Here is a 23,825-nt window from a genome sequence, read left to right on the forward strand (position 1 = left end):
ATTAGCTCAAAATGTATCGCTAACGATACTTCTTAATAATTGACGAGATATCATGTATCTCTATTTCGCTTGGCTTTTGTTCAGTTTTCAAAGAACTCGGTGTCGCTTGTTGACGACAAGTAATATCATATAACAATAATTCGTTTTATGCAATAGTTTTTTAAAAACTTTTTTCAAAAACAAATTTATTGAGATAAATAGTGCGGGTGAAGGGACTTGAACCCCCACGTCATAAGACACTAGATCCTAAGTCTAGCGCGTCTGCCAATTCCGCCACACCCGCAAATATGAAAATGGTGAGCCATGAAGGACTCGAACCTTCGACCCTCTGATTAAAAGTCAGATGCTCTACCAACTGAGCTAATGGCTCTTAAATGGTGGAGGATGACGGGATCGAACCGCCGACCCCCTGCTTGTAAGGCAGGTGCTCTCCCAGCTGAGCTAATCCTCCGAAGTACAGAATATCCTAATGAATATCCTGCTCATAAAAATGACCCGTACGGGATTCGAACCCGTGTTACCGCCGTGAAAGGGCGGTGTCTTAACCGCTTGACCAACGGGCCGATAAAATGGCTCCACAGGTAGGACTCGAACCTACGACCGATCGGTTAACAGCCGATAGCTCTACCACTGAGCTACTGTGGAACATGGTGGGCCTAAGTGGACTCGAACCACCGACCTCACGCTTATCAGGCGTGCGCTCTAACCAGCTGAGCTATAGGCCCCTTTTGGAGCGGGTGATGAGAATCGAACTCACGACATCAGCTTGGAAGGCTGAGGTTTTACCACTAAACTACACCCGCATATAAAAATGATGGTCGGGAAGACAGGATTTGAACCTGCGACCCCCTGGTCCCAAACCAGGTGCTCTACCAAGCTGAGCCACTTCCCGTAACTATTAATAAAATCATTGAACTTTCATAAAAATGGTGCGCCCTGAGAGATTCGAACTCCCGACCTTTTGATTCGTAGTCAAACACTCTATCCAGCTGAGCTAAGGGCGCAATATATAATGGTGCCGAGGGCCGGACTTGAACCGGCACGGTAGTCACCTACCGCAGGATTTTAAGTCCTGTGTGTCTGCCAATTCCACCACCCCGGCAGGACTTTTACTAAAAGCGGAAGACGAGATTCGAACTCGCGACCCCCACCTTGGCAAGGTGGTGTTCTACCACTGAACTACTTCCGCGTATGGCTGGGCTAGCTGGATTCGAACCAACGCATGACGGAATCAAAATCCGTTGCCTTACCGCTTGGCGATAGCCCAATATATTTTTTAAAGATGGGGCGGCTGATGGGAATTGAACCCACGAATGCCGGAATCACAATCCGGTGCGTTAACCACTTCGCCACAACCGCCACTTTATTTAAAAACAATGGTGGCTTGGGACGGAATCGAACCGCCGACACATGGATTTTCAGTCCATTGCTCTACCGACTGAGCTACCAAGCCATATAAATGAACATAAACCACGTAACTTCTTTGTCCATTTCAAGTCTGCACTGTTCACAGAAATAAACACGCTCGACTTTTTATATCTCTTAATTACTCACTTCTCTTCCTTTATACTTAAAGGAAATGGCGGTCCGGACGGGACTCGAACCCGCGACCTCCTGCGTGACAGGCAGGCATTCTAACCAACTGAACTACCGGACCATTTTGGTTGCGGGGGACGGATTTGAACCGCCGACCTTCGGGTTATGAGCCCGACGAGCTGCCAGACTGCTCCACCCCGCGTCGTTACAAAAGTAATCGTATGATATTTCCTCACTATAGAGGACGTCTTTCTCTACAAGCTTGTTCAATAATCAATCATTTGTCGATGTTACACGTAGCAAACCCAATGTTGAATCGCTCGTCGCTCCACCACACGTTATTTTCAAAAACACCATTTCGCTATTTATGTAAGTTTAAAATGGAGGAGGAAGAGGGATTCGAACCCCCGCGCGGTTTGAACCGCCTGTCGGTTTTCAAGACCGATCCCTTCAGCCAGACTTGGGTATTCCTCCAAATATCTTTCCCTGGTGGATCCTGTAGGACTCGAACCTACGACCAATCGGTTATGAGCCGACCGCTCTGACCAACTGAGCTAAGGATCCTTACATAATAGCGGCGGAGGGAGTCGAACCCACGACCTCACGGGTATGAACCGTACGCTCTAGCCAGCTGAGCTACACCGCCATAATATAATAATAATATTGGTGGAGCCTAGCGGGATCGAACCGCTGACCTCCTGCGTGCAAGGCAGGCGCTCTCCCAGCTGAGCTAAGGCCCCAAAATTGATAATCCTTAAATTGTCCTTCTTTCGAGAACAATCAAACATCGTATTAGTCATCAGTCCATCTACCATAATCGACAAAACTGAATTCGACTACTTCTAACAGCTATAGACTTTTTAACTGAGGCGACGTTTAATAATTTAACATATTAAAACTGATTTGACAACACATTTCGAAAAAAATATCTAAACGAGACATTTAAAAGTGAATTCCACTAAAATGATTCACTTCATCGCTTTCAAGTACTATCCTCCGACTAAAATCAGAGATATTTAAAAAGCGGAAAATTAAATAATCTCTCCCAACCTCCAACCTATTTTTCAAGCTAGCTGTTGCTTTTCAATTCCGCTAACATTTTAACCTGTTTAAAAGTATATCATGAAACACAAGAAGTGCTGCTAATTATTTCAAAAAAAATATCTAAACATATATGATTATATTCCGTTTGCAATACAAACCATCTAACCATATCGAACCAAAGCCCACTTTAAGTCATTCCAAATATCGACCCATTCTTCAAGTCCAACTGATAGGCGTAATAATGTATTAGAAATACTCATCTCTTTTCTTACTTCTTCTGGAACAGTTGCATGTGTCATTGAAGCTGGGCGCTAAAGTAAGTATTTCCCCATCTCCAAGGCTTATTGCAATGGGAATAAGTATCTCCAACTACGATGCCTGAAACTGTACCGCCATGCCCGCCAATGTATTTAATTGCATTATGAATGACACTATCACAGCCTATTTTTAGTGGCTTTTGCAAATACGGAGTGGAAAAAGTATGATCGATAATAACCTTAATATCCTTTTTCTTAACAATGATTACAACTAATTCTAAATCAATTAGTCTCATTGTTGGATTTTATTAGGGTCTCTATATAAATACACGTTTTATGTTCTTGAATATTTGAAATGATTTGTTCTTCTAAAATTGTAGCAGTTGGATTAGACAGCTTTGAATAGATGTAGCCCTCCTCCACACCTAAAAGTCGAATAGCCCCTTGCTCTAATGATGGAAAAGTAAATGTTGAAGTTTAATAAATAGGTGGAGTTAAGCTATCAAAATGATTTTTCGAATCATAACCGGCATGTATCGCTTTTGTTTCAAACTGATATACTTCTTTTTTCATCTTCTCCCCTTGTCAATATCCTATTCGTTCTACGCCCCAATACTCTAAACACCCTCTTACATCTTATTTTCTCTTTCTGAGTTCAGTTACATATGTACTGTTTTTACGTCGAAAATGATAAAAAAGGTTTCACCTGTTCTCAGTTATTAGCGTTAACTATTAACAGCCGATAACTTCCTGTTCAACACCAAAAAGCACCCACACAGCTCAGTGTAGATGCTCACTTAAAATTTAATCCTACCTAATTTCAGTTTCTCCTCCAAGTCTCCCAGTCTCTAAAATCAATCTTTTCTAAGTACAGTCCACATGCATCTGCAAAGCCTGCATGATTCCGTTCTTTTGAATGTAAAATGTCAGGTATTGCATCAGCCTGTATTTCACCCAATCCAACATTTATCAACGTCCCGACCATTTTTCTAACCATATTGTAAAGGAACCCATTACCGCGCACTCTAATTTCGATAAAGCCACTATTTTCTTCTATATCAATAGAGTGGATTTTACGCACCATGGACTTTTTCTTAGACTTTGCATTTGAAAAAGCAGTAAAATCATGTTCACCAATAAAATGTTTAGCTGCTTTTTCCATCGTTGTGATATCCAACTTTTTCTCAATATGCATACTGTACTTTCGCATAAAAGGATTTATGTGCGCCTCGTTCCAGATCTTATACAGATAGGTTTTATCCGTTGCATTATACCGAGCATGAAAACGTTCAGGAACTAGCGTAACCTCAGTAACGCTAATATCCTGAGGTAAATATTTATTTAAGTATATCTTAATGTCAGCTTCAGCCAGATTATCACTGATCTTAAAATTGGCTGTTTGAGCAAGAGCATGTACACCTGCATCAGTCCTGCCGCTACCAATGATTTCGATTTTTTCCCCTACCATTTCTGATAATACATTTTCTATTTTTCCTTGAATGGTATTTTCACCATTGCCGAGCCGCTGCCAGCCCTTATAGCGTCCACCATCATATTGAATGGTTAATTTATAATTGTTCATCGTCTTCTCCTTCTGTTAGCCCTTTATTGTTTCTACAAATAATGATCCCAATAAAATACGATTCCCTCACACAGCTTCTGCTATATGAGGGAAGATATCATTTTTTTCTACTAACACATTATATTGTTACATGATAAGTAGGTTATGCCCTATTTTATGCCGTGTTTTCTTTCAAGCTTCACGACCGCCTCCACGTGCGTACTATGCGCAAACATATCGACCGGCTGTACTTCCTTTGTCTCGTATCCCCCTTCATCAAGCATCTTCAAATCACGTGCAAGGGTTGCTGGGTTGCAGGAGACATAGACAACACGTTGTGGCTTCATAGCAAGAATCGTTTCAAGTAGCTTTTCGTCACAGCCTTTTCGCGGTGGGTCAACGACGATGACGTCAGGGCGAATGCCTTGGGCGTACCACCACGGCATAACGTTTTCTGCTTCGCCGACAGCAAAGTCTACATTTGTAATTCCATTTAGTTCGGCATTACGCTTGGCATCAGCAATGGCATCAGGAACAATTTCTACCCCGTATACACGCTTGGCACGTTGGGCAAGAAATAGAGAGATTGTCCCAATTCCACAATAAGCATCAATTACTGTTTCATTCCCCGTTAGGTTTGCATATTCAAGCGCCTTATCATAAAGAACCTTCGTCTGTTCTGGGTTGACCTGATAGAAAGAGCGGGCAGAAATAGCGAATTTAATATCGCCAATGTAATCATGAATGTATTCATCGCCCCAAAGAACATGTGTCTCTTCACCGAAGATGACGTTTGTACGCTTTGGATTGATGTTTTGCACGATCGATTTCACATTTGGGATCTGATTACAGATCTCTTCAATGATGTTTTTCTTATTCGGTAATTCTTTTCCTCTTGTTACGAGGACGACCATGATTTCGCCAGTCTGCTTGCCATGTCTTGCAACGACATGCCGAAGCGTGCCCCGGTGCTTTTCTTCATCATAACCACGGATCCCGTATTTTATCGCAATGCTTTTGACACTGCGAATGATTTCGTCGTTTTCTTCGTGCTGTATTAAGCATTGATCCATACTGATAATGCGGTGACTTCGCTCTTGGTAAAAGCCTGCAATTAAGCCACCTTCATTTTCGCCGACGGGAACTTGAGCTTTATTGCGATAACGCCATGGGTTGTCCATGCCAAGAGTTGGGTGAACTAGCACACTTTTTAGTCCACCAATGCGCTCAAGCACGTCCTGAACTTGCTTTTGCTTTACAATAAGCTGAGCCTCGTAGTTTAGGTGTTGCATTTGACAGCCACCACACTGGTTATAAATCGGGCATGGGGGTTCGGCTCGATCTTCGCTTTGCTTTTCAATATTAAGGAGACGAGCAAAGCCATAGCCTTTGTTCGTTTTGGTTACTTTGATGTCAACGACTTCACCTGGCAAAGCCTTTGGTACAAATAGTGTATAACCATTTACCTTAGCAACGCCTGCGCCTTCGTGTGTTAAATCTTCAATCGTTACCTGAAGCTGCTCATTTTTTTGTACAGGTAGTTGTTTTGTCATTCTATTCCGTCCTTTTTGATCTATTCATGGTAGCTATTGTACCATAAAAGATAACAATCAACTTACTCTTCGGCAATTAGAATTAGTTGGTTGTTTTTACACACTAAAAAAACGCTTCTACATTGTAAAAGCGCCGCTCTATTATCATCTTTAATATTTTTTAATGATACATAGTTTCTGTTTTAAATCGTTTAACCTTTTATATGCTTCATAATAGTCAACATCAATATGTGTCACCACATTAAACATGACATTATGACTATATTGATTTCGAATTGCTGCAAATACGAAAGGTTTCTTTTTTTTCATTATGGCCATTACATCTGCGACTGGTAATGTCACTTCTTTCGTTTTCGTCCTTAAGAAGGTCGAGATAAACTGCTTAAATTGAGGTATAGACCGCTTTTCATCTGGAACTTCCATGATCATGTTATCAAATTTTTGTAAAATGGTTTTAAGCTCTGGTTCTTTTAATTCCATTTACGACTCACTCCTTATTAAATTGATGCCAAATGAAAATTACATGTTAAGGAGTTCATTTTCACAGGCAACTGGCTGACATGGGTTTCCCGTTAGTCCCTATAGCTTTGCGTCCTTACTTTTCAATAAGTTTGCCGTTTTCTATCCATTCATTATAAAGTTTAGTAAGTTAAGAGTAAACCATATTTAAATTAATCGAGCTCATTTGGTCAAATATTACTTCGAAGTTTGTCGATTAAATAATAGGGCATTTTAGTTAATAGGATGATAATATAAAAGTAGATCCGCTGTTTTGGCATCAATTTTGTACATACTTATATTAAATTAATTAATTCATCTTTCTACTCAATTAGATGAGGAGGTAATTATGTGACAGCTCGATATGATAAGGCATTAGAAGATATTTTGTGGTTTACAAGCAAATTAATAGGGTCAAGGACACTTTTCGTCAGCCATATTGAGGAAACGTTTAAAGTAATAAAAGTGTTCAACCAAAACGGAAGTGATTTACCAGAGGGTATAGAATTACCAAAAGATCATTCTATATGACACCTTATTCCTACTAACGGTCGGGAACCGTTAATTATAAATGATACAAAACAAGATGCGAGAGCAAATGTGTTAGATGCCATTTACGACGCAAATATCGGGTCTTATCTAGGCATGCCCGTCTATTTATCAAATGGCAAAATGTTTGGAACAGTTTGCGCAATCGATCCAGAGCCTTATGCATTTAACGATCAAGAAATTGAAGCCATCGAAAGACTATCATCCCTTGTCTCCGTTATATTAGAAAATGCAACAAGATCAAGTTATGATGAATATAATGATAAACTAATGAGGCTCGAAAAATTAGCCTTGCTTGGTCAGCTATCTGCAGGACTGGCGCACGAATTACGAAATCCTATGCAATCTGTTCGTGGCTTTGTGCAGCTCTTATTTGAAGATAAAAAAGAGGAGCACTACCGCGATATTGTCTTAGGAGAATTGGATCGAATAAATGATTTGGTAAGCGATTTCTTACTTGTAACACAACCAACAGCTCCAAAGCGAGTAGATCATGACTTAAAACAAATCGTTACTGACACGGTCGAATTTATCGAAAGCGAGGCAACTCTTCATAATGTCGAGATTACTCTTTCGTTAAAAACACCAAAGACTCATGTATCTGTTGATGAATCACAAATAAAACAAGTTCTGATCAATGTTTTAAAAAATGCGATAGAGGCAGGTTGCAAAGAAAAAGGGAAAGTCGATATCGAAGTAAATACTTACAATGATCATGAGGTAGTTATTGAAGTAACAGACAACGGTTCAGGTATACCAATATCCATCATAGGTAGAATCGGCGAACCTTTCTTTTCGACAAAAGAAGGTGGAACTGGTTTAGGATTATCAATTTCACAAAGAATCATCCAAGAGCATAAAGGAACGATCCGTTTTGAGAATGGAGAAGACGGCACAAAGGTAATTATAGGATTACCATTACTAGAGAGAAAAGCATCTGATGACGAGCTTCCAGTTAGAGAATCATACGCCTATTAACAAGCACGAGACATGGGTAAAATTTAGTTCATGCCTCGTGCTTCTTGTAGCTTACATGCTATCATTTCTACCTCCTCTGGACTTGCCCAATGGTAAAGAGCACTCCACCAATCACAGCACCAATAAGTCCAACAATATTCATACCACCAGCGTTCAATAATCGAATGAAAAAGAGTCCCCCAAATACGGCCAATGAGCATTGTCCAACAATGAGTAACTTCGATAATTCATCTTTTTTGCTTTAGTCTAAGAAGATTTGATAGGGTCATTACAGCTAATCCAATTGCTAGTAAGAAAAGAGAAAAAATGACTCATCAAAAATTCCCATATTTACACTAAAGGCGAATCCAACAGCGACCATCCAGATTCAATATTTCTTAATAGCCTTACTGTACGCCGCCCCTTTTCATCTTAATTTCCACTTGCACCTGCCCCATTATTTAAACGTCTTTTTCTATCGCACTAACACTCATAATCACTACAATTAATTCTTCGCTCGATAGATTCGTTGATTTGTTTTCTGGCTTAAAAGCAGGTGAAGAAAAAAAGCTATCGACACGCGTAAAAACAGCCACTTCTCTATCTTGATGATCTTTCACATGATACTTTCTTGAAAAAGGGCGAGGTAATTTCGAATGTACCACGATCTTTTAACAAAACAAAAAGCTGACCCATTTTTCACCTACCCTATAATCCGTTCTCTCTATCTTCTTTGATAGAGCACTTATTAATAGAGCAGGCTTGTATACTGAGCCAGCTTTTTTTCTAGGATTTACGTTTTCTCTCTTTCGGTGTGAGCATTTGAAAATGTTGATACATATTCACAAATTCGGCTGGGAGTGTTCCACCATATTCGCCATCAAGGTTCAGTTGCATCTTGCCTTCAACTTGAACTTTGATCCGATTCGCTTGTACATACATAACTTTTTCATGATTTAAATGTTCGCCACGTAACGCCAGAGAGCCCAAGCGGAGAAACTCTGGAAAGGAAAGTTTTTTCACAATGATAAAATCAAACATGCCATCTTGGATAGATGCTTCTGGAGCTAGTTTCTCAAATCCACCAACTGAGTTCGTATTTGAAATGAGAAACATCATAATTTCACCTTCAAAAAGTTTTCCGTCGTATTCAATCTTTACATTTGTTGGAGTAACTTGGGGCAGCTTCTCAATTCCTTTTATATAATAAGCAAGCTGACCAACAGCTGTTTTAAGCTTACTCGGCACTTCATATGTAAGTTCCGTCAATGTTCCACCTGCAGCAATATTAATGAAATATCGATCATCAATTTTACCAATATCGATTGGTTCAACATGATCACCACACAAAATGTCACAAGCCTTTTCAATATCTCGCGGAATTCCAAGAGCCCGCGCAAAATCATTTGTTGTCCCCGCTGGTATTAAGCCAAGCATTGGTCTTTTCTCTAAATCAGCAAGACCATTCACCACTTCAAAAATCGTGCCATCCCCTCCTGCCGCAATCACTAAGTCATAACCATTCTCGCCAGCCTTTCGTGCAGCTCTTTTCGCACATCCTTCACCAGTGGTTGCATGAGCAGATGTTTCATAGCCAGCCTTCTCAAGACGTTCAAGCACATAAGCTAAGTTTTTACGTATTTGTTCGCGTCCAGACGTTGGATTATATATGAGACGAGCTCTTTTCATATCGCATCCCCTATTTCATTTATAATGATTTTTCATCCACTTTTTGTCACTGTTTACTGCTTGTATTGTACATCAAAATGATAGGAAACAACACTCCTTTTGCTTATGAATCCCATTTACTGCACTCTGCTCACTCTTAAAAAAACGCCTTCCTCCACTTTGGAGAAAGACGTTCATGTTATTAACGTTTAGCGATTTCTTCAAGCAATAGTTTATTAACCATTGGGGGGTTTGCTTTCCCTTTTGAAGCTTTCATAATTTGTCCAACTAAGAAGCCGATCGCACGGTCTTTACCGTTCTTGTAATCTTCAATGGATTGTTCATTGTTATCAAGTACTTCTGTGACCATTTTTCGAAGCTCGCCTTCATCCGAAATTTGAACAAGGCCTTTGTCCTTCACGATTTGTTCTGGATCTCCACCTTTTTCAATTAGGTCTTTAAAGACTTGCTTAGCAATTTTCGATGAAATCGTACCTTTTTCAATTAGTTGAATCATTTTTGCAAGACCTTCAGGTGTAAGAGCCACATCTTGAAGGTCTTTTTGTTCTGCATTTAAGTAAGCAGAAACTTCACCCATTAGCCAGTTTGATGATAACTTAGCATCAGCGCCTTGCTTGATCGTTTCTTCGAAGAAATCAGACATTTCCTTCGTCAATGTAAGCACCATTGCGTCGTATGCAGGAAGGCCAAGCTCCTCAACATAACGCTGCTTACGAGCATCAGGAAGCTCTGGAATTTCAGCACGAATGCGAGCTTTCCACTCATCATCGATGTGAAGAGCAACTAAATCCGGCTCAGGGAAGTAACGATAATCATCAGATCCTTCCTTCACACGCATTAAGATCGTCTTATTAGCCGTTTCATCATAGCGACGTGTTTCTTGCTCGATAATACCTCCAGAAAGAAGAACTTGTTCTTGACGTTTCTCTTCATACTCAAGTCCTTTGCGAACAAAGTTAAAGGAGTTCAAGTTCTTAAGCTCTGCTTTCGTACCAAACTTTTCTTGTCCAACTGGACGAAGTGAAATATTCGCATCACAACGAAGTGAGCCCTCTTCCATCTTACAATCAGATACACCTGTATATTGAATGATTGATTTTAACTTTTCAAGATACGCGTATGCTTCTGCTGGTGTACGAATATCTGGCTCTGAAACGATCTCAATAAGTGGTGTTCCTTGACGGTTAAAGTCAACAAGCGAGTAACCATTACCTGAATGCGTCAATTTTCCTGCATCTTCTTCAAGGTGAAGACGCGTGATACCAATACGCTTCTTCTTACCTTCTACTTCAATTTCAATCCAGCCATGCTCGCCGATCGGTTTATCAAATTGAGAAATTTGATAAGCTTTTGGATTATCAGGATAGAAATAATTCTTACGGTCAAACTTCGTGTCTGTTGCAACTTCACAATTTAGGGCCATTGCCGCTTTCATCGCAAATTCTACAGCCGATCTATTCAACACTGGCAAAACGCCTGGATAGCCTAGATCAATGACACTTGTGTTCGTGTTTGGATCAGATCCGAAATGATTCGGACTAGCTGAGAAAATTTTCGATTCTGTTTTTAACTCTACATGCACTTCAAGTCCAATAATTGTTTCGAAATTCATCGCTTTTTCCCTCCTTACAGTGTTGGTTTTTGTGTATGATAATCAGTCGCTTGCTCAAACGCATGCGCAACACGGTATACTGTGCTTTCATCGAAATGTTTACCGATAATTTGCAAACCAAGTGGAAGACCATCTTGGAAACCACACGGAACCGAAATTCCAGGTACACCTGCTAAATTCACAGGGATCGTTAAAATATCATTAGCATACATCGTCATTGGATCACTTGTCTTTTCACCAATCTTAAATGCAGGTGTTGGAGTTGTCGGTCCAATAATGACGTCATATTTCTCAAATACCTTTTCAAAATCTTGCTTGATTAGGGTACGAACTTGTTGAGCTTTCTTATAGTAAGCATCATAATAACCAGAACTTAAGGCGAATGTTCCAAGCATAATACGACGCTTTACTTCGTTACCAAAGCCTTCTGCGCGAGTTTGCTTGTACATTTCAATCAGGTTCTCTGCATTATCTGTACGGTAACCATAACGTACACCATCAAAACGTGAAAGGTTTGCTGACGCTTCAGAAGATGATAGTAAATAGTACGTTGCAAGAGCATACTTAGAATGCGGAAGGGAAACCTCTTCCCATGTAGCTCCTAGTCCTTCAAGAACTTTTAGTGCGTCTAAGACAGATTGCTTCACTTCTTCTTGAACACCTTCTCCAAGGTATTCTTTCGGAACCGCAATCTTTAATCCTTTTACATCTCCTGTAAGAGCAGAAAGGAAGTCTGGCACTTCAACATTAGCTGATGTTGAGTCCATTGGGTCAACACCTGTAATGGTTTGAAGCAAGTAAGCATTATCTTCAACGTTGCGTGTAATCGGACCAATTTGATCAAGTGAAGATGCAAACGCAACAAGCCCAAAACGAGATACGCGACCATATGTAGGTTTAAGTCCAACAACACCACAATAAGCAGCAGGCTGACGGATGGAACCACCTGTATCAGACCCTAGTGAGAATGGCACTTCACCAGCAGCAACCGTCGCAGCTGATCCACCACTAGATCCACCTGGAACATAGTCAAGATTCCACGGATTTTTTGTTTCTTGGAATGCAGAGTTCTCCGTTGAAGAACCCATTGCAAATTCATCCATGTTCAGTTTTCCGATTGTAATTGCTTGTGCAGCTTGAAGCTTTTGTACAACAGTAGCGTCATAAATTGGATTAAAGTTCTCCAAAATACGGCTTGAACAAGTTGTACGAAGATCCTTCGTCACAATATTATCTTTTACACCAATTGGCATACCAAATAAAAGCCCGCGTTCAGCATTTGAGCTAAGTGCTTCGTCTAGCTCTGCAGCATGAGCGCGCGCCTTTTCTTCGTTTAATGTAACAAACGCTTTTACTTTACCGTCTACTTCTGCAATGCGTTTATATGATTCGTCAACGAGGTCAGATACTTTCACTTCTTTGTTTTGAAGCATTGTATGCAGCTCTGACATCTTATGGTCAAATAATGACATGAAATGATTCCTCCTAACTATTCTAGAATTGATGGTACACGGATTTGTCCATCTTCATGGTCTGGCGCGTTCTTTAATACATCTTCAATCGGTAAGCCTTTTCCTGCCTTATCCTCACGTAACACATTCTTCATGTCAAGAACATGAGAAGTCGGCTCAACACCTGTTGTATCTAGTTCATTCAACTGTTCTGCAAATGTAATAATCGCATCAAGTTGTTCTGTGAACATTTCTGCTTCTTCATCTGTGATCGCAAGTCGTGCTAGATTCGCAACATGCTTCACTTGGTCTACTTGGATTCGGGACATTCTTCATTCACCTCCGAGAAAATTCGAGCGTATTGACAATATTCATATGATACCAAATTACACTGCTGTAGGCAACAAAGCCCAGTGTGTAAAACGCTTACAATTCAGAATTAAAAAACCCTCTCAGCATTTATAACTGAGAGAGTCATTTACAGGATTATAACGTAGCCGATTTTGCTCGATCAAATTCTTCTTGGATTTCTTTAGAAGGCTCTTTATCAAGAAGACTGACAACCATAATCGCAATCCATGCCAAAAGAAACCCAGGGATAATTTCGTAAAGGCCTAGAATTGGAAATTGCTCAGCTGATAGATTAAACCATGTATCTAACTCAGCCCACACAATAACCGTTACACCACCTGTAATCATCCCTACTAATGCCCCATTTCGAGTCATCCTCTTCCAGAAAAGAGCCAAAATCAAAACAGGACCAAATGCAGCACCAAACCCTGCCCATGCATAACCTACAAGATCAAGCACAGAGCTGTTTGGATTATAAGCAAGCATAATCGCCACAAGTGCAATGACTACAACACCAATCCGCCCAACAAAGACTAATTCTTTTTCAGATGCATCTTTTCGAATAAATCCTTTATAAAGATCTTCTGCAAGAGCACTTGATGAAACAAGTAGCTGCGAATCGATCGTACTCATAATTGCAGCAAGAATGGCTGCTAGTAAGAAACCTGATACCCACGGATCAAATAAAAGATAGGTAAACAAGATGAACACTGTTTCATGAGCTCCATCAGCAAGAGGCTGACCACCAGGCCCATTAGCTGAAAAGTAAGCAATCCCTACAAAACCAGTAAAAATAGCGCCAAATAAAGCAAGAATCATCCAGGTCATCCCGATTGCACGAGCCTTTGGAATCTCTTTCACTGATTTAACAGCCATAAATCGCGTGACAATATGCGGTTGACCGAAATAACCTAATCCCCACGCTAGTAATGAGACAACACCAATGATCGTTGCTCCTTGAAATGCATCTAAATAAGTCACATCAATTGCTCCAACCGCATTGACCGTTTCGCTCCATCCGCCGATTTCTGAAATGGCTCTGATTGGAACAATCACAAGCGCTAAGAACATAAGAAGCCCTTGAAAGAAATCTGTCCAGCTTACTGCTAAAAATCCACCAAGAAAAGTATAAGAAATAATGACAAAGGCACCAATCCATAAGGCTTGCGTATACGTCATACCAAATGATGCTTCAAACAATAGGGCACCTCCGACAAGCCCTGAAGATGCATAGAAAGCAAAGAATACAAGAATAACAAGGGCAGAAATAATTCGTAATGACTTTGACTTATCACGAAATCGGTTCTCAAAGAAATCTGGCAATGTAATCGAATCCTTTGCAATCTCTGTGTACATGCGAAGACGTGCCGCAAGAAACTGCCAATTTAAATATGCACCAACTGCTAATCCGACAGCGATCCAAATTTCGCCCATACCACCAAGATACATCGCACCAGGTAAGCCAAGTAAAAGCCAACTACTCATATCAGAAGCACCAGCACTTAAAGCAGCAACTCCCCCGCCAAGACGGCGTCCTCCAAGGACATAGTCTGATAAATTACTCGTCAACCTATAAGCTAATAGTCCAATCACAAGCATTCCGACTAAATAAACAATAAACGTCATAATCGTTGCTAATTCCATATTAATCTCTCCTTCTCATCGCTAATGAAAAAAGCGATAAAATAATCAATAAGGGCATCGGGATGTATAATAAAAGCCAAGTTGCTGTCGTCAACCCATAATCCATCTTCACACCTCCTGCCAAGTTGTTCTATATAATAATTATGCAAATTTGTACATCCTCATTACATAATACAACTTTATTTTACAATATTTCAAAACATACTACGTTAATAACCATAATATATTATTTAATTCTGAACATTCTAGTACATTGTAACTGTGTGGTCTAGCTTAAGAGTTCTATGTAAATAAAGAGCCTTCCATTTGGACATGGAAGGCCCTTTCATCTTGTACTATTTTAACGTGATCCTTTCACATACGGTTTTCCAATTGCTTTCGGTCCTTCAGCACGACCTACGAATCCAGCCAAAGCAAGAATCGTTAAGACGTAAGGAGCAATTAAAAGGTAAACCGAGGGAACATTTGCAAGTAACGGAATTTGTTGTCCTGTAATACTTAATGCTTGAGCCAGTCCAAAGAATAGAGCTGCACCCATTGCACCAAGCGGATGCCACTTCCCAAAAATTAATGCCGCTAGGGCCATAAACCCTTGTCCTAGAATCGTTGTAGCAGAAAAGTTTCCAGAGAAGGTGACAGCGAAAACAGCACCACCGAGACCAGCGAATGCACCACTAAGCATTACACCAATATAGCGCATTTTGTTCACATTAATCCCCATCGTATCCGCAGCCATTGGATGCTCACCAACTGAACGAAGACGAAGCCCAAACGGTGTATAGAAAACGATAAAGTAAACGATGACAGCTAGTAGAATCGCAATATAAGAAGTAATATATGCACTTGAAAAGAAAAGCGGTCCAATAATCGGAATATCACTTAATACAGGAACATCAAAACGATAAACACGGTTTTGAATATAATCCGTTTGCCCTTTATTATAGAAAAGACGCACTAAAAATACACATAAACCAACTGCTAAGAAGTTTAGGGCAACACCACTGACAATTTGGTCAGCACGGAAGCTAATGGAAGCAACTGCATGAAAGAGCGAAAATAACGCACCGATCACAATCGCTACTAGCATGGCGATCCATGTTGATGCACCGCCAACTCCCATACCTTCTAACGTTAACGTTATGACAATCCCTGTGAATGCCCCCATAACCATTAGGCCTTCTAGCCCAATATTTACAACACCTGAACGCTCACTAAATAGTCCGCCGAGTGCGGTTAGGATGAGTGGCGCTGCTAAGTAAATGGCTGAAGGAATAACAAGAGCCAAAATTTGCATGATGTCCATCATACATCCTCCTTCTTCACACGATTTATAACCCAGCGAATAATATAACTAGAAGCAACAAAGAAAATAATAAGCGCAATAACAATGTCAACAAGCTCTGTTGGCACTCCCGCTTGTGATTGCATGTTCAGTGCCCCTACTTGTAATCCGCCAAATAAGAAAGAGGCAAGTGCAACTCCAACAGCACTATTAGCTCCAAGTAAAGCAACCGCAATACCATCAAATCCCACACCAGAGAAGCCTGAAAGAATACTCATATAACCGTATGTTCCTAGCCCCTCCATTGCACCTGCAACACCAGCAAATCCTCCTGAGATAACCATCGAAAGGACAATGTTTCTTCCAACATTCATCCCAGCATACTGAGAAGCATGTTGATTAAAGCCAACGGCTCTTAGCTCATATCCTTTTGACGTTCTCCAAAGGATAAACCACATGATGACACAACCAAGAAGTGCGACAATAAAGCCATAATGGAGCCGTGAGTAATCTGTCAAAGACTGCAATAATGGCGAGGCTAACGATGCCGTTTCGTTAATGGAGTCCGTACGTTCCCCAGGCACAAATAAGTAGGCACGAATAATAGCATTTGCTGTATACAATGCAATATAGTTCATCATAATCGTCACGATCACTTCATGAACGTGAAAACGCGCTTTTAATAAACCAGGAATGAAGCCCCAAAGCGCACCTGCTAGAGCACCTGCTAGTATTGCTACTGGCAAATGAATCACTTTCGGTAATTCAAGAGCAATCCCTACATAAACAGAAGCTAACCAACCAATAATTAATTGACCTTCAACACCAATGTTTAATAGCCCTGTCCGAAAAGCAAAGGCTACTGCTAACCCTGCTAAAATCAAAGGAGTCATCGATCGAATTGTTTCACCCATATAATACGTATCACCGAATATTCCTTTGATTAATGCTGAATATCCTAAGATAGGGTTATAACCACTAATAAGCATAATAATGGCGCCAATAATACCACCAAGACTGATCGCTATTAATGGAACAACTAATGATAGTAATCTTCCTTTAGGAAGCAACTTCTCTATCACTGCGCTTCACCTTCCTTTTGTTTCTTACCGCCCGCCATCATAAGTCCTAGCTCCTGCTCATTCGTACTTTTTGCATCGACAATAGCGACTATTTCTCCTTCATACATCACGGCAATACGATCACTTACATTTAGCACTTCATCGAGCTCAAGCGACATAAGCAAGACCGCTTTTCCTTTATCACGCTCTTGAATTAATCGTTTATGAATCGATTCAATTGCACCTACATCTAATCCTCGAGTTGGCTGAGCTGCAATCAAGAAGTCTGGAGAACGATCGACTTCACGAGCAATAATCGCTTTTTGCTGATTACCACCTGAAAGAGCACGAGCTTCCGTATATTCACTAGGTGTACGCACATCAAAATCTTCAATTAAATGTCGTGCTTTTTTGTAAATTTCGGGATAATTCAGGATTCCATTTTTCGAAAATGGTTGCTGATAGTACGTTTGCAACACAATATTTTCACCAATGGCAAAATCAAGGACGAGACCATGCTTATGACGATCCTCTGGAATATGACCAACACCTGACTCCGTTACTTTACGTGGCATTAAATTCGTGATGTCTTGTCCTTTTAATGTAACCGTTCCTGAATCAGCTTTACGGAGACCAGTAATGGCCTCGATAAATTCCGTTTGTCCATTTCCTTCTACCCCTGCAAGACCGATAATTTCGCCAGCCTTCATTTCAATGTTTAAATTGTTTACAGCATTTACTCCCCGTGACCCTTTAACAGTTAGGTCTTTAACAGAAAGCACAACTTCTTTAGGCTCTGCTGGTGTTTTTTCAACTTTAAAATTCACTTCTCGACCAACCATCATCGCTGCAAGACTATCTACATCTGTCTCGCTAATGTCAACTGTACCAATTCCTTTTCCTCGTCGAATAACGGTGCAACGATCACAAACAGACATAATCTCTTTTAATTTGTGTGTAATAAGAATAATAGATTTCCCTTCTGCCACAAGCGTTTTCATAATACTGATAAGCTCTTGAATCTCTTGTGGAGTTAAAACGGCTGTAGGTTCATCAAAAATGAGAATGTCTGCACCACGATATAATGTTTTTAAAATCTCAACACGCTGCTGCATTCCCACTGAAATATCTTCAATTTTTGCGTATGGATCTACTTTTAGGCCATAGCGATCTGAAATGGCTTCGACTTCTTTTGCCGCTTTTTTAATATTAACCATTCCAAATTTTTTCGGTTCACTTCCTAGAATGATATTCTCTGTCACAGTGAATTTTCCAACGAGCATAAAGTGCTGATGAACCATTCCAATTCCAAGTCGATTCGCGACATTAGGATCTGTAATCTTCACCTTATCACCACGAACAACAATTTCACCTTTTTCTGGTTGGTACAATCCAAACAACACATTCATTAACGTCGATTTCCCTGCACCGTTTTCTCCAAGAAGTGCATGAATCTCTCCTTTTTTTACTTGGAGCGTAATATTATCATTTGCAACAATCCCTGGAAATTCTTTACGGATGTTATTCATCTCAATGACGTAACTCATTCTTATTCACTCCTTACCTCTCTGCTTTAGCCTTTGACGATGTTCTATTATTGTTCTAAATTAATAACTTAAGAAAATGATGCCCCTCATTTATAACCTTTTACCTTTTAAACATTCAAATATTATAGTGAAAAAAGGGACAATGATGGATTGGGCAAATAGCAATCCATCATTGTCCCTTTTGCCTCCATGCTTGTAGTTAAACACCCTTTTAGTCTTCAATTAAAAAGAGGATGATTCACAAGGAATATTATGACTCCTAGTACGCAATACTCGGCGAAAGTTATGAAACACGCACAATATATTGTGAATACTAGCCAGAGTCAGACCTCTATGAATCACCCTGCATGAAACCCACCTTCAGTGAGCAGTTTTAAAGAAGTTTAGTTCTTAAAGAGATGAAAGATACTCTTCATATTCATCATCAGTTTGTGGAACAGAAATCTCACCAGCTTGAATCTGTGCTTTATAATCCTCTACAGCAGCAAGAGCTTCCTCCGTCACATTATCTGTTGTCGGTGCAATTCCAACTGCATCTTCCTCTAAACCATACTCAAGAATTTCTCCACCTGGGAAATCTCCATTCATTGTACGTTCAGAAACAAGGTATACAGCAGTATCAACACGTTTAACCATTGAAGTTAATGTAACAGACTCTTCGCCGTACAAACCTTCTTCATGTTGGTCACGGTCAACACCAATTGCCCATACAGCTTCTCCGTTACGAGCACGGTTAATTGCCTCTGTAAATAGTCCATTACCTGCCCCACCAGCAGCATGATAAATAATATCTGCTCCTTGGCCATACATATTGTTTGCGATTTGTTGGCCACGAGTTGCATCATTAAAGCTTTCAGCATATTGAGTAAGAATTTCTGCATCTGGATTAACAGCCTTCACGCCTGCTTTAAATCCATTTTCGAATTTTTTAATCAATTCACTTTCTACGCCACCAATAAAACCAACTTTGTTTCCTTCTGTTTGTAAACCAGCTATCACTCCAACAAGGAATGAACCTTCATGCTCTTTAAATGTTACGTTTGCAATATTTTCGTATGGATTACCTTCTGCATCTAACACAACTGTATCAACAATAGCAAGTTGTCCATCTTCATTTTGCTCAGCAATTGTACGTACAGCATCCTCCATTAAGAAACCAATACCCCAGACAAGATCAGACTCTTCACGAACAAGAGTACGAAGGTTCGATTCAAAATCATCCATTGTTGCTGACTGTAGGTAGCGGTAGTCCGTTCCTTCTTCAAGACCCTTTTCTTGGCCAAATGCAGAAAGACCTTCCCACGCAGATTGGTTGAATGACTTGTCATCAATACCACCAACATCTGTTACCATTGAAACTTTAAAATCTTCACTTTCACCAGCAGGCTCCTCAGATGGAGTTGCTTCATCTGTCGTTGTCTCAGGTTCTTCACTTGCACCACAAGCAGTAAGTGCGACAACGGCTGCTGCAGTCATTGTTAATGTACGTAACCACTTTTTCATCTTTGTAATTCCCCCTTTTTCATATTTGAAAACGCTTAACAAGCATACACCAATAATCGATAAATGCAGCAAAATTCGACACTTACATTGTCCTTGGCGTTCCACTATAACAATGCTTCATTCCAAAGAGAATCATGTTTGTCCAATCATTGTCTACAACTATTATTTTGTGTATGAAAATGAAAAACGTGATCTACTTTCACCTACGCTCGTTAGACATCAGACCTCTTTATAAATAGACATCCTCTGAACGACATAAATATATCATGTAATCCATCAATAATAAATACTTTTTTCATGAATTTTCACTATTATTATCTATTAATAAAATCTATTTTAAGAAGAAAACGCTTCATCTAGCATTTCCTTGTAATCCAGTAAAGAAAACGTTTTCAACATGTTTATATTATTTTGTTTTTTAAGAATTAATGATAAAAAAAAGAACCTGTTCCACGACTGCATGATCATTTGCAATCAAAAAAGATCAGGTCCTTCTTCATTTAATTAAATACGTGAATAAAAGGTTCTTCATTTGGGTTTTGGATAATAATACTTTCGGTTTTTCCCGCTACAGATGTAATCGAGACACTCACTTTATATCCCCCTTGGAAACGCTGTTGAATCTGACTTGCCACATATTGCGACAAAGCTACGATTTCAGCCTTTCCTTGATAGCGAAGAGGAATTTCAATTGATAATTCTTGAATTTGATTATCCACGTAGCGTCCTTTTCCAACTACGCCAATAAACGTATCAAAGAATTCTTGCACATCATCTTTAAATCGTTGAAATTGATCCGATTCATTACGAGCCTCTTGTGTCGCTTCATTTGAAGGGAAGAGATAATAGCGCTCGTTAATCCGTTGCCATCTCTCTAAATCACTTCGTGGCGTTGCCTCTGATTTCGCAAAAAAATGACCGGGGATTACGGATTCACGTGGTTGCTCACGAAATAGCGCAACAACAATTGGCACATCTTGAAACGCCCCATTTTCTCGATTTTCAGAGCGTAATCGTTCAACAACCTCTTGGCCGATTCGCCGACCTTCTCTCTCAAGAGACTCATCGGAAATCGGTGTTTCATAGAAGTAATAGCGTCCTTGTTCATCTTCTACTCTAAAATTATAAACACTATTCATCGAGAGCCCAATGACGATTCCACCAATGTTTAATTGTCCATCTTCTCCTTCAACTAAATAATTATGCTCGAGAATATGAGACAAATAGCGTGGCTGACTCTCTTCACGTTCTTGCATAGTGCCCCCTTCTCCTAGAGCTGGGTTCAAGCCTTCTGGATTATTTTCACTATTACGCATTAACCAATTATTCAATTCATCTCGGGTAATAAATTGTCCTTCTCTAAAAAAGTAGTTCTCTGGATCAAAATATTCCTGAGCAATCCGTTGTAAGCCCATCTCTAACTGGTCCAAATCAAGTCGGTTATATACAACTGCATTTCCAAAACCTCTTGATTGACCATGTAAATACGTACCATCGTACAAAACACTTTGATAATAATTGTCAGGAGTTGTAATTTGAGGAACAACGTCCACTACCTGTTCTTCTGTTTCAGTAGGTTCTTCAACAACCTGTTCTTCCTCTTGCTCAGAAACAGGAAAACAACCTGCTAACAGTAGCAAGACAAGCGATATTACTCCGATTCGTTTTATCATATCAGTCTCCCCCCTCTCGTATGTCTAAGATTGTTCAAGTGTAGCAAAAGCTTCTATAAGTTGTCCTTCATCCCAAATATCTATATTTAGCTCGACCGCTTTATCACGCTTAGAACCTGCATCTTCACCTGCTATGACTAAATCGGTCTTCTTACTGACACTTCCCGTCACTTTGCCACCAAGTGCTTCAATTTTTTCTTTTGCTTCACCACGGGTTAATTGCTCGAGCTTCCCTGTTAAAACAACCGTCTTACCAGCAAAAGGACTATCAGCGACCTCTTCTCTAGAAGGAGGTCTTGCTCCCTTATAGATTAAATTCACACCTAAGTCAGCAAGTTCATCTAGTAATGCTGTCACTTCAGGCTTAGCAAAATAACGGACAATCGATGCCGCCATTTTCTCACCGATCTCATTAACGGCTACAAGCTCTTCTTCCGATGCTTCTTGGAGCTTGGTCATCGTTTCAAATTCCATTGCAAGTGTTTTTGCAGCTTTAGCTCCAACAAAGCGAATCCCTAATCCAAATAAAAGTCGCTCAAGCGAATTTTCCTTTGACTTTTCAATCGCCTCTAATAGGTTATCGACTGATTTTTCACCCATGCGCTCGAGTTGAAGTAGCTCATCACGCTTAAGCTTATACAAGTCTGCAACATTACGCACAAGACTATGCTCAAATAATTGACTTATGACTTTTTCACCTAATCCATCAATGTTCATCGCATTTCTTGAGACAAAATGAATCAACCCTTCACGAATTTGCGCTGGACATTGTGGATTAATACAGCGCAGGGCAACCTCACCCTCTAAGCGAACAAGCTCACTCTCGCAAGCTGGACAATGCGTCGGCATCTTAAAATCTCGCTCTTCGCCTGTTCGTAAATCGGAAAGGACATTGACAACTTCAGGAATAATGTCTCCCGCTTTTTTAATAACAACGGAATCACCAAGTTTAAGATCCTTTTCACGAATTAAATCTTCATTATGAAGGGATGCACGTTTCACTGTTGTCCCTGCTACTGTAACAGGAGAAAGCAATGCTGTTGGCGTAATAACGCCTGTCCGACCAACACTAAGCTCAATGTCTTCTAATGTCGTCACAACCTCTTCAGCTGGAAACTTAAAAGCAATCGCCCATCGTGGACTTTTTGCTGTGAAGCCTAGTTCCCTTTGCTGATCTAGTTGATCAACTTTAATAACGATTCCATCAATATCGTAAGGAAGTGTTGCTCTTTTTTCGACCCATTCTTCCGTATAAGCGATCACTTCCTCAATATCCGTGCAATGCTTACTTTCGTTATTGATCCGAAAGCCTAGTTCTTTTAAATACGAAAGAGCTTCATGATGAGAAGAAATTTCCTTCTCTTCAAGATAACTGATCGCATAAAGAAAAATGGATAAATTACGCTTCGCCGCTAGTTTTGGATCGAGCTGACGCAGTGAACCTGCTGCTGCGTTACGCGGATTCGCAAATTTTTCTTCCCCTGCTTGCTCTTTTGCTTCATTTAACTTCTCGAACGACGGCTTCGGCATATACGCTTCACCGCGCACTTCTATATCAACCGCATCTTTTAAACGCAAAGGAATCGCAGAAATGGTTTTCAAATTAGCGGTGATATCCTCCCCAATGGTGCCGTCTCCGCGTGTGGCTCCTCGAACAAATTTCCCTTTTTCATACATGAGAGACACAGCCAAGCCATCAATTTTTAATTCACAGCTGTAGCTTACATCCCCGTCAATGACCTGACGAACACGACGATCAAAATCACGCAGATCGTCTGCAGAAAAGGCATTTCCGAGACTTAACATCGGGATACGATGCTCAACCTTCTCAAAAAACGGTAATGGCTCACCCCCAACACGTACAGACGGAGAATCATCACTTATCAACTCAGGGTATTGTTCTTCAAGCTTAATCAACTCTTGCATCAGCTTGTCATATTCACTATCAGAAACAAGTGGATGATCAAGCACATAATAATGATAGCCATATTCTTCTAACTGCTTACGAAGCTCTTCAATTCGCTTCACAGCATCTTGTCGATCCATTGCTTTCGTCC

The 23,825-nt window shown here is 40.2% G+C and carries 18 protein-coding genes, 20 tRNA genes, 1 pseudogene and 1 riboswitch; of the genes and pseudogenes, 2 read left to right on the forward strand and 37 right to left on the reverse strand.

All coding sequences use genetic code 11. The annotated features are described in order from the left end of the window. Positions 1–201: 201 nt before the first annotated feature. The 24 genes and pseudogenes from IQ10_RS12555 to IQ10_RS12670 all read right to left on the reverse strand — a co-directional run bounded on the left by IQ10_RS12555 (position 202) and on the right by IQ10_RS12670 (position 6,431). A tRNA-Leu gene (locus IQ10_RS12555) sits at positions 202–283 on the reverse strand. An 11-nt stretch (positions 284–294) separates the two neighbouring features. Next, positions 295–370 (reverse strand) — tRNA-Lys (locus IQ10_RS12560). A 5-nt stretch (positions 371–375) separates the two neighbouring features. Further along, a tRNA-Val gene (locus IQ10_RS12565) sits at positions 376–451 on the reverse strand. 40 nt (positions 452–491) lie between these two features. Next, positions 492–563, reverse strand: a tRNA-Glu gene (locus IQ10_RS12570). A gap of 7 nt (positions 564–570) precedes the next feature. Continuing rightward, positions 571–645, reverse strand: a tRNA-Asn gene (locus tag IQ10_RS12575). A 3-nt stretch (positions 646–648) separates the two neighbouring features. Further along, a tRNA-Ile gene (locus tag IQ10_RS12580) sits at positions 649–725 on the reverse strand. 4 nt (positions 726–729) lie between these two features. Further along, positions 730–803, reverse strand: a tRNA-Gly gene (locus IQ10_RS12585). Positions 804–815: 12 nt separating this feature from the next. Beyond that, a tRNA-Pro gene (locus IQ10_RS12590) sits at positions 816–892 on the reverse strand. 35 nt (positions 893–927) lie between these two features. After that, a tRNA-Arg gene (locus IQ10_RS12595) sits at positions 928–1,004 on the reverse strand. Positions 1,005–1,013: 9 nt separating this feature from the next. Further along, a tRNA-Leu gene (locus IQ10_RS12600) sits at positions 1,014–1,102 on the reverse strand. A 15-nt stretch (positions 1,103–1,117) separates the two neighbouring features. After that, positions 1,118–1,189 (reverse strand) — tRNA-Gly (locus IQ10_RS12605). Between the two features lie 3 nt (positions 1,190–1,192). Further along, positions 1,193–1,267: transfer RNA gene (locus IQ10_RS12610), tRNA-Gln, on the reverse strand. A gap of 16 nt (positions 1,268–1,283) precedes the next feature. Next, positions 1,284–1,359, reverse strand: a tRNA-His gene (locus tag IQ10_RS12615). An 18-nt stretch (positions 1,360–1,377) separates the two neighbouring features. Then, positions 1,378–1,453: transfer RNA gene (locus IQ10_RS12620), tRNA-Phe, on the reverse strand. Positions 1,454–1,580: 127 nt separating this feature from the next. Beyond that, a tRNA-Asp gene (locus tag IQ10_RS12625) sits at positions 1,581–1,657 on the reverse strand. A 4-nt stretch (positions 1,658–1,661) separates the two neighbouring features. Beyond that, positions 1,662–1,738: transfer RNA gene (locus IQ10_RS12630), tRNA-Met, on the reverse strand. A 179-nt stretch (positions 1,739–1,917) separates the two neighbouring features. Continuing rightward, positions 1,918–2,010 (reverse strand) — tRNA-Ser (locus IQ10_RS12635). A 13-nt stretch (positions 2,011–2,023) separates the two neighbouring features. Beyond that, positions 2,024–2,100, reverse strand: a tRNA-Ile gene (locus tag IQ10_RS12640). 8 nt (positions 2,101–2,108) lie between these two features. Further along, positions 2,109–2,182, reverse strand: a tRNA-Met gene (locus tag IQ10_RS12645). Positions 2,183–2,200: 18 nt separating this feature from the next. Further along, positions 2,201–2,276, reverse strand: a tRNA-Ala gene (locus IQ10_RS12650). A gap of 465 nt (positions 2,277–2,741) precedes the next feature. Next, positions 2,742–3,410, reverse strand: a pseudogene (locus IQ10_RS12655) (PLP-dependent transferase). A 247-nt stretch (positions 3,411–3,657) separates the two neighbouring features. After that, the gene (gene truA / locus IQ10_RS12660) at positions 3,658–4,419 is read right to left on the reverse strand and encodes a tRNA pseudouridine(38-40) synthase TruA (protein ID WP_144450844.1); all 762 of its coding nucleotides are present in this window, start codon (positions 4,417–4,419) and stop codon (positions 3,658–3,660) included. A gap of 149 nt (positions 4,420–4,568) precedes the next feature. Further along, positions 4,569–5,951 carry a 23S rRNA (uracil(1939)-C(5))-methyltransferase RlmD gene (rlmD, locus tag IQ10_RS12665; protein WP_144450845.1) on the reverse strand — a complete coding sequence of 461 codons (1,383 nt, stop codon included), beginning with the start codon at positions 5,949–5,951 and terminating at the stop codon, positions 4,569–4,571. Positions 5,952–6,101: 150 nt separating this feature from the next. After that, a complete protein-coding gene (locus IQ10_RS12670; protein WP_144450846.1) occupies positions 6,102–6,431 on the reverse strand; it encodes a hypothetical protein in 330 nt (109 codons plus the stop codon). A 63-nt stretch (positions 6,432–6,494) separates the two neighbouring features. Next, positions 6,495–6,577, reverse strand: a riboswitch (cyclic di-GMP riboswitch). Positions 6,578–6,800: 223 nt separating this feature from the next. On the opposite strand from IQ10_RS12670, the gene IQ10_RS12675 reads away from it, so the two are divergent. Both IQ10_RS12675 and IQ10_RS12680 read left to right on the forward strand, forming a co-directional pair. Continuing rightward, positions 6,801–6,980, forward strand: coding sequence for a hypothetical protein (locus IQ10_RS12675; RefSeq protein ID WP_144450847.1), 180 nt, complete (start codon positions 6,801–6,803; stop codon positions 6,978–6,980). A gap of 33 nt (positions 6,981–7,013) precedes the next feature. Then, positions 7,014–7,976 carry an ATP-binding protein gene (locus IQ10_RS12680; RefSeq protein WP_277878020.1) on the forward strand — a complete coding sequence of 321 codons (963 nt, stop codon included), beginning with the start codon at positions 7,014–7,016 and terminating at the stop codon, positions 7,974–7,976. A 67-nt stretch (positions 7,977–8,043) separates the two neighbouring features. Here the strand turns inward: IQ10_RS12680 and IQ10_RS18585 are convergent, their stop codons facing one another. The 13 genes from IQ10_RS18585 to ligA form a co-directional block, all read right to left on the reverse strand. Continuing rightward, entirely contained in the window at positions 8,044–8,169 is a 126-nt protein-coding gene (locus tag IQ10_RS18585) for a hypothetical protein (protein WP_277878017.1), read from the reverse strand. A 247-nt stretch (positions 8,170–8,416) separates the two neighbouring features. Next, positions 8,417–8,575 (reverse strand): hypothetical protein, encoded by a 159-nt coding sequence (locus IQ10_RS18055; RefSeq protein WP_158640041.1) that lies wholly within the window; start codon positions 8,573–8,575, stop codon positions 8,417–8,419. Positions 8,576–8,741: 166 nt separating this feature from the next. Then, entirely contained in the window at positions 8,742–9,644 is a 903-nt protein-coding gene (locus IQ10_RS12685) for a diacylglycerol kinase (RefSeq protein WP_144450849.1), read from the reverse strand. Positions 9,645–9,825: 181 nt separating this feature from the next. Then, positions 9,826–11,256, reverse strand: coding sequence for an Asp-tRNA(Asn)/Glu-tRNA(Gln) amidotransferase subunit GatB (gatB, locus tag IQ10_RS12690; protein ID WP_144450850.1), 1,431 nt, complete (start codon positions 11,254–11,256; stop codon positions 9,826–9,828). Between the two features lie 14 nt (positions 11,257–11,270). Next, positions 11,271–12,728 carry an Asp-tRNA(Asn)/Glu-tRNA(Gln) amidotransferase subunit GatA gene (gatA, locus tag IQ10_RS12695; protein WP_144450851.1) on the reverse strand — a complete coding sequence of 486 codons (1,458 nt, stop codon included), beginning with the start codon at positions 12,726–12,728 and terminating at the stop codon, positions 11,271–11,273. Between the two features lie 17 nt (positions 12,729–12,745). Further along, positions 12,746–13,036: an Asp-tRNA(Asn)/Glu-tRNA(Gln) amidotransferase subunit GatC gene (gene gatC / locus IQ10_RS12700; RefSeq protein ID WP_144450852.1), complete on the reverse strand. Its 291-nt coding sequence runs from the start codon at positions 13,034–13,036 to the stop codon at positions 12,746–12,748. Between the two features lie 157 nt (positions 13,037–13,193). After that, a complete protein-coding gene (gene putP / locus IQ10_RS12705; RefSeq protein ID WP_199757425.1) occupies positions 13,194–14,702 on the reverse strand; it encodes a sodium/proline symporter PutP in 1,509 nt (502 codons plus the stop codon). A 340-nt stretch (positions 14,703–15,042) separates the two neighbouring features. Then, entirely contained in the window at positions 15,043–16,005 is a 963-nt protein-coding gene (locus IQ10_RS12710; protein ID WP_144450854.1) for an ABC transporter permease, read from the reverse strand. Then, positions 16,005–17,063, reverse strand: coding sequence for an ABC transporter permease (locus tag IQ10_RS12715; RefSeq protein WP_144450901.1), 1,059 nt, complete (start codon positions 17,061–17,063; stop codon positions 16,005–16,007). Before IQ10_RS12715 ends, IQ10_RS12710 begins: the two co-directional genes overlap by 1 nt. Then, on the reverse strand, positions 17,063–18,592 hold the full coding sequence (locus IQ10_RS12720) for an ABC transporter ATP-binding protein (protein ID WP_144450855.1): 1,530 nt from the start codon (positions 18,590–18,592) through the stop codon (positions 17,063–17,065). Before IQ10_RS12720 ends, IQ10_RS12715 begins: the two co-directional genes overlap by 1 nt. A 390-nt stretch (positions 18,593–18,982) precedes the next feature. Further along, a complete protein-coding gene (locus IQ10_RS12725; RefSeq protein WP_144450856.1) occupies positions 18,983–20,095 on the reverse strand; it encodes a BMP family lipoprotein in 1,113 nt (370 codons plus the stop codon). Between the two features lie 500 nt (positions 20,096–20,595). Then, entirely contained in the window at positions 20,596–21,768 is a 1,173-nt protein-coding gene (locus IQ10_RS12730) for a CamS family sex pheromone protein (protein ID WP_144450857.1), read from the reverse strand. A 24-nt stretch (positions 21,769–21,792) separates the two neighbouring features. Continuing rightward, the gene (gene ligA, locus IQ10_RS12735; protein ID WP_144450858.1) at positions 21,793–23,814 is read right to left on the reverse strand and encodes an NAD-dependent DNA ligase LigA; all 2,022 of its coding nucleotides are present in this window, start codon (positions 23,812–23,814) and stop codon (positions 21,793–21,795) included. Positions 23,815–23,825: the final 11 nt, after the last annotated feature.

This window comes from Halalkalibacter nanhaiisediminis, from assembly GCF_007830185.1.
Taxonomy (GTDB): domain Bacteria; phylum Bacillota; class Bacilli; order Bacillales; family Bacillaceae_D; genus Halalkalibacter; species Halalkalibacter nanhaiisediminis.

Coding starts and splice junctions, on each gene's coding strand:
- truA (WP_144450844.1), bottom strand. CDS start 4,419: ATGAACAATTATAAATTAACCATTCAATATGATGGTGGACGCTATAAG.
- rlmD (WP_144450845.1), bottom strand. CDS start 5,951: ATGACAAAACAACTACCTGTACAAAAAAATGAGCAGCTTCAGGTAACG.
- IQ10_RS12670 (WP_144450846.1), bottom strand. CDS start 6,431: ATGGAATTAAAAGAACCAGAGCTTAAAACCATTTTACAAAAATTTGAT.
- IQ10_RS12685 (WP_144450849.1), bottom strand. CDS start 9,644: ATGAAAAGAGCTCGTCTCATATATAATCCAACGTCTGGACGCGAACAA.
- gatB (WP_144450850.1), bottom strand. CDS start 11,256: ATGAATTTCGAAACAATTATTGGACTTGAAGTGCATGTAGAGTTAAAA.
- gatA (WP_144450851.1), bottom strand. CDS start 12,728: ATGTCATTATTTGACCATAAGATGTCAGAGCTGCATACAATGCTTCAA.
- gatC (WP_144450852.1), bottom strand. CDS start 13,036: ATGTCCCGAATCCAAGTAGACCAAGTGAAGCATGTTGCGAATCTAGCA.
- putP (WP_199757425.1), bottom strand. CDS start 14,702: ATGGAATTAGCAACGATTATGACGTTTATTGTTTATTTAGTCGGAATG.
- IQ10_RS12710 (WP_144450854.1), bottom strand. CDS start 16,005: ATGGACATCATGCAAATTTTGGCTCTTGTTATTCCTTCAGCCATTTAC.
- IQ10_RS12720 (WP_144450855.1), bottom strand. CDS start 18,592: ATGAGTTACGTCATTGAGATGAATAACATCCGTAAAGAATTTCCAGGG.
- IQ10_RS12725 (WP_144450856.1), bottom strand. CDS start 20,095: ATGAAAAAGTGGTTACGTACATTAACAATGACTGCAGCAGCCGTTGTC.
- IQ10_RS12730 (WP_144450857.1), bottom strand. CDS start 21,768: ATGATAAAACGAATCGGAGTAATATCGCTTGTCTTGCTACTGTTAGCA.
- ligA (WP_144450858.1), bottom strand. CDS start 23,814: ATGGATCGACAAGATGCTGTGAAGCGAATTGAAGAGCTTCGTAAGCAG.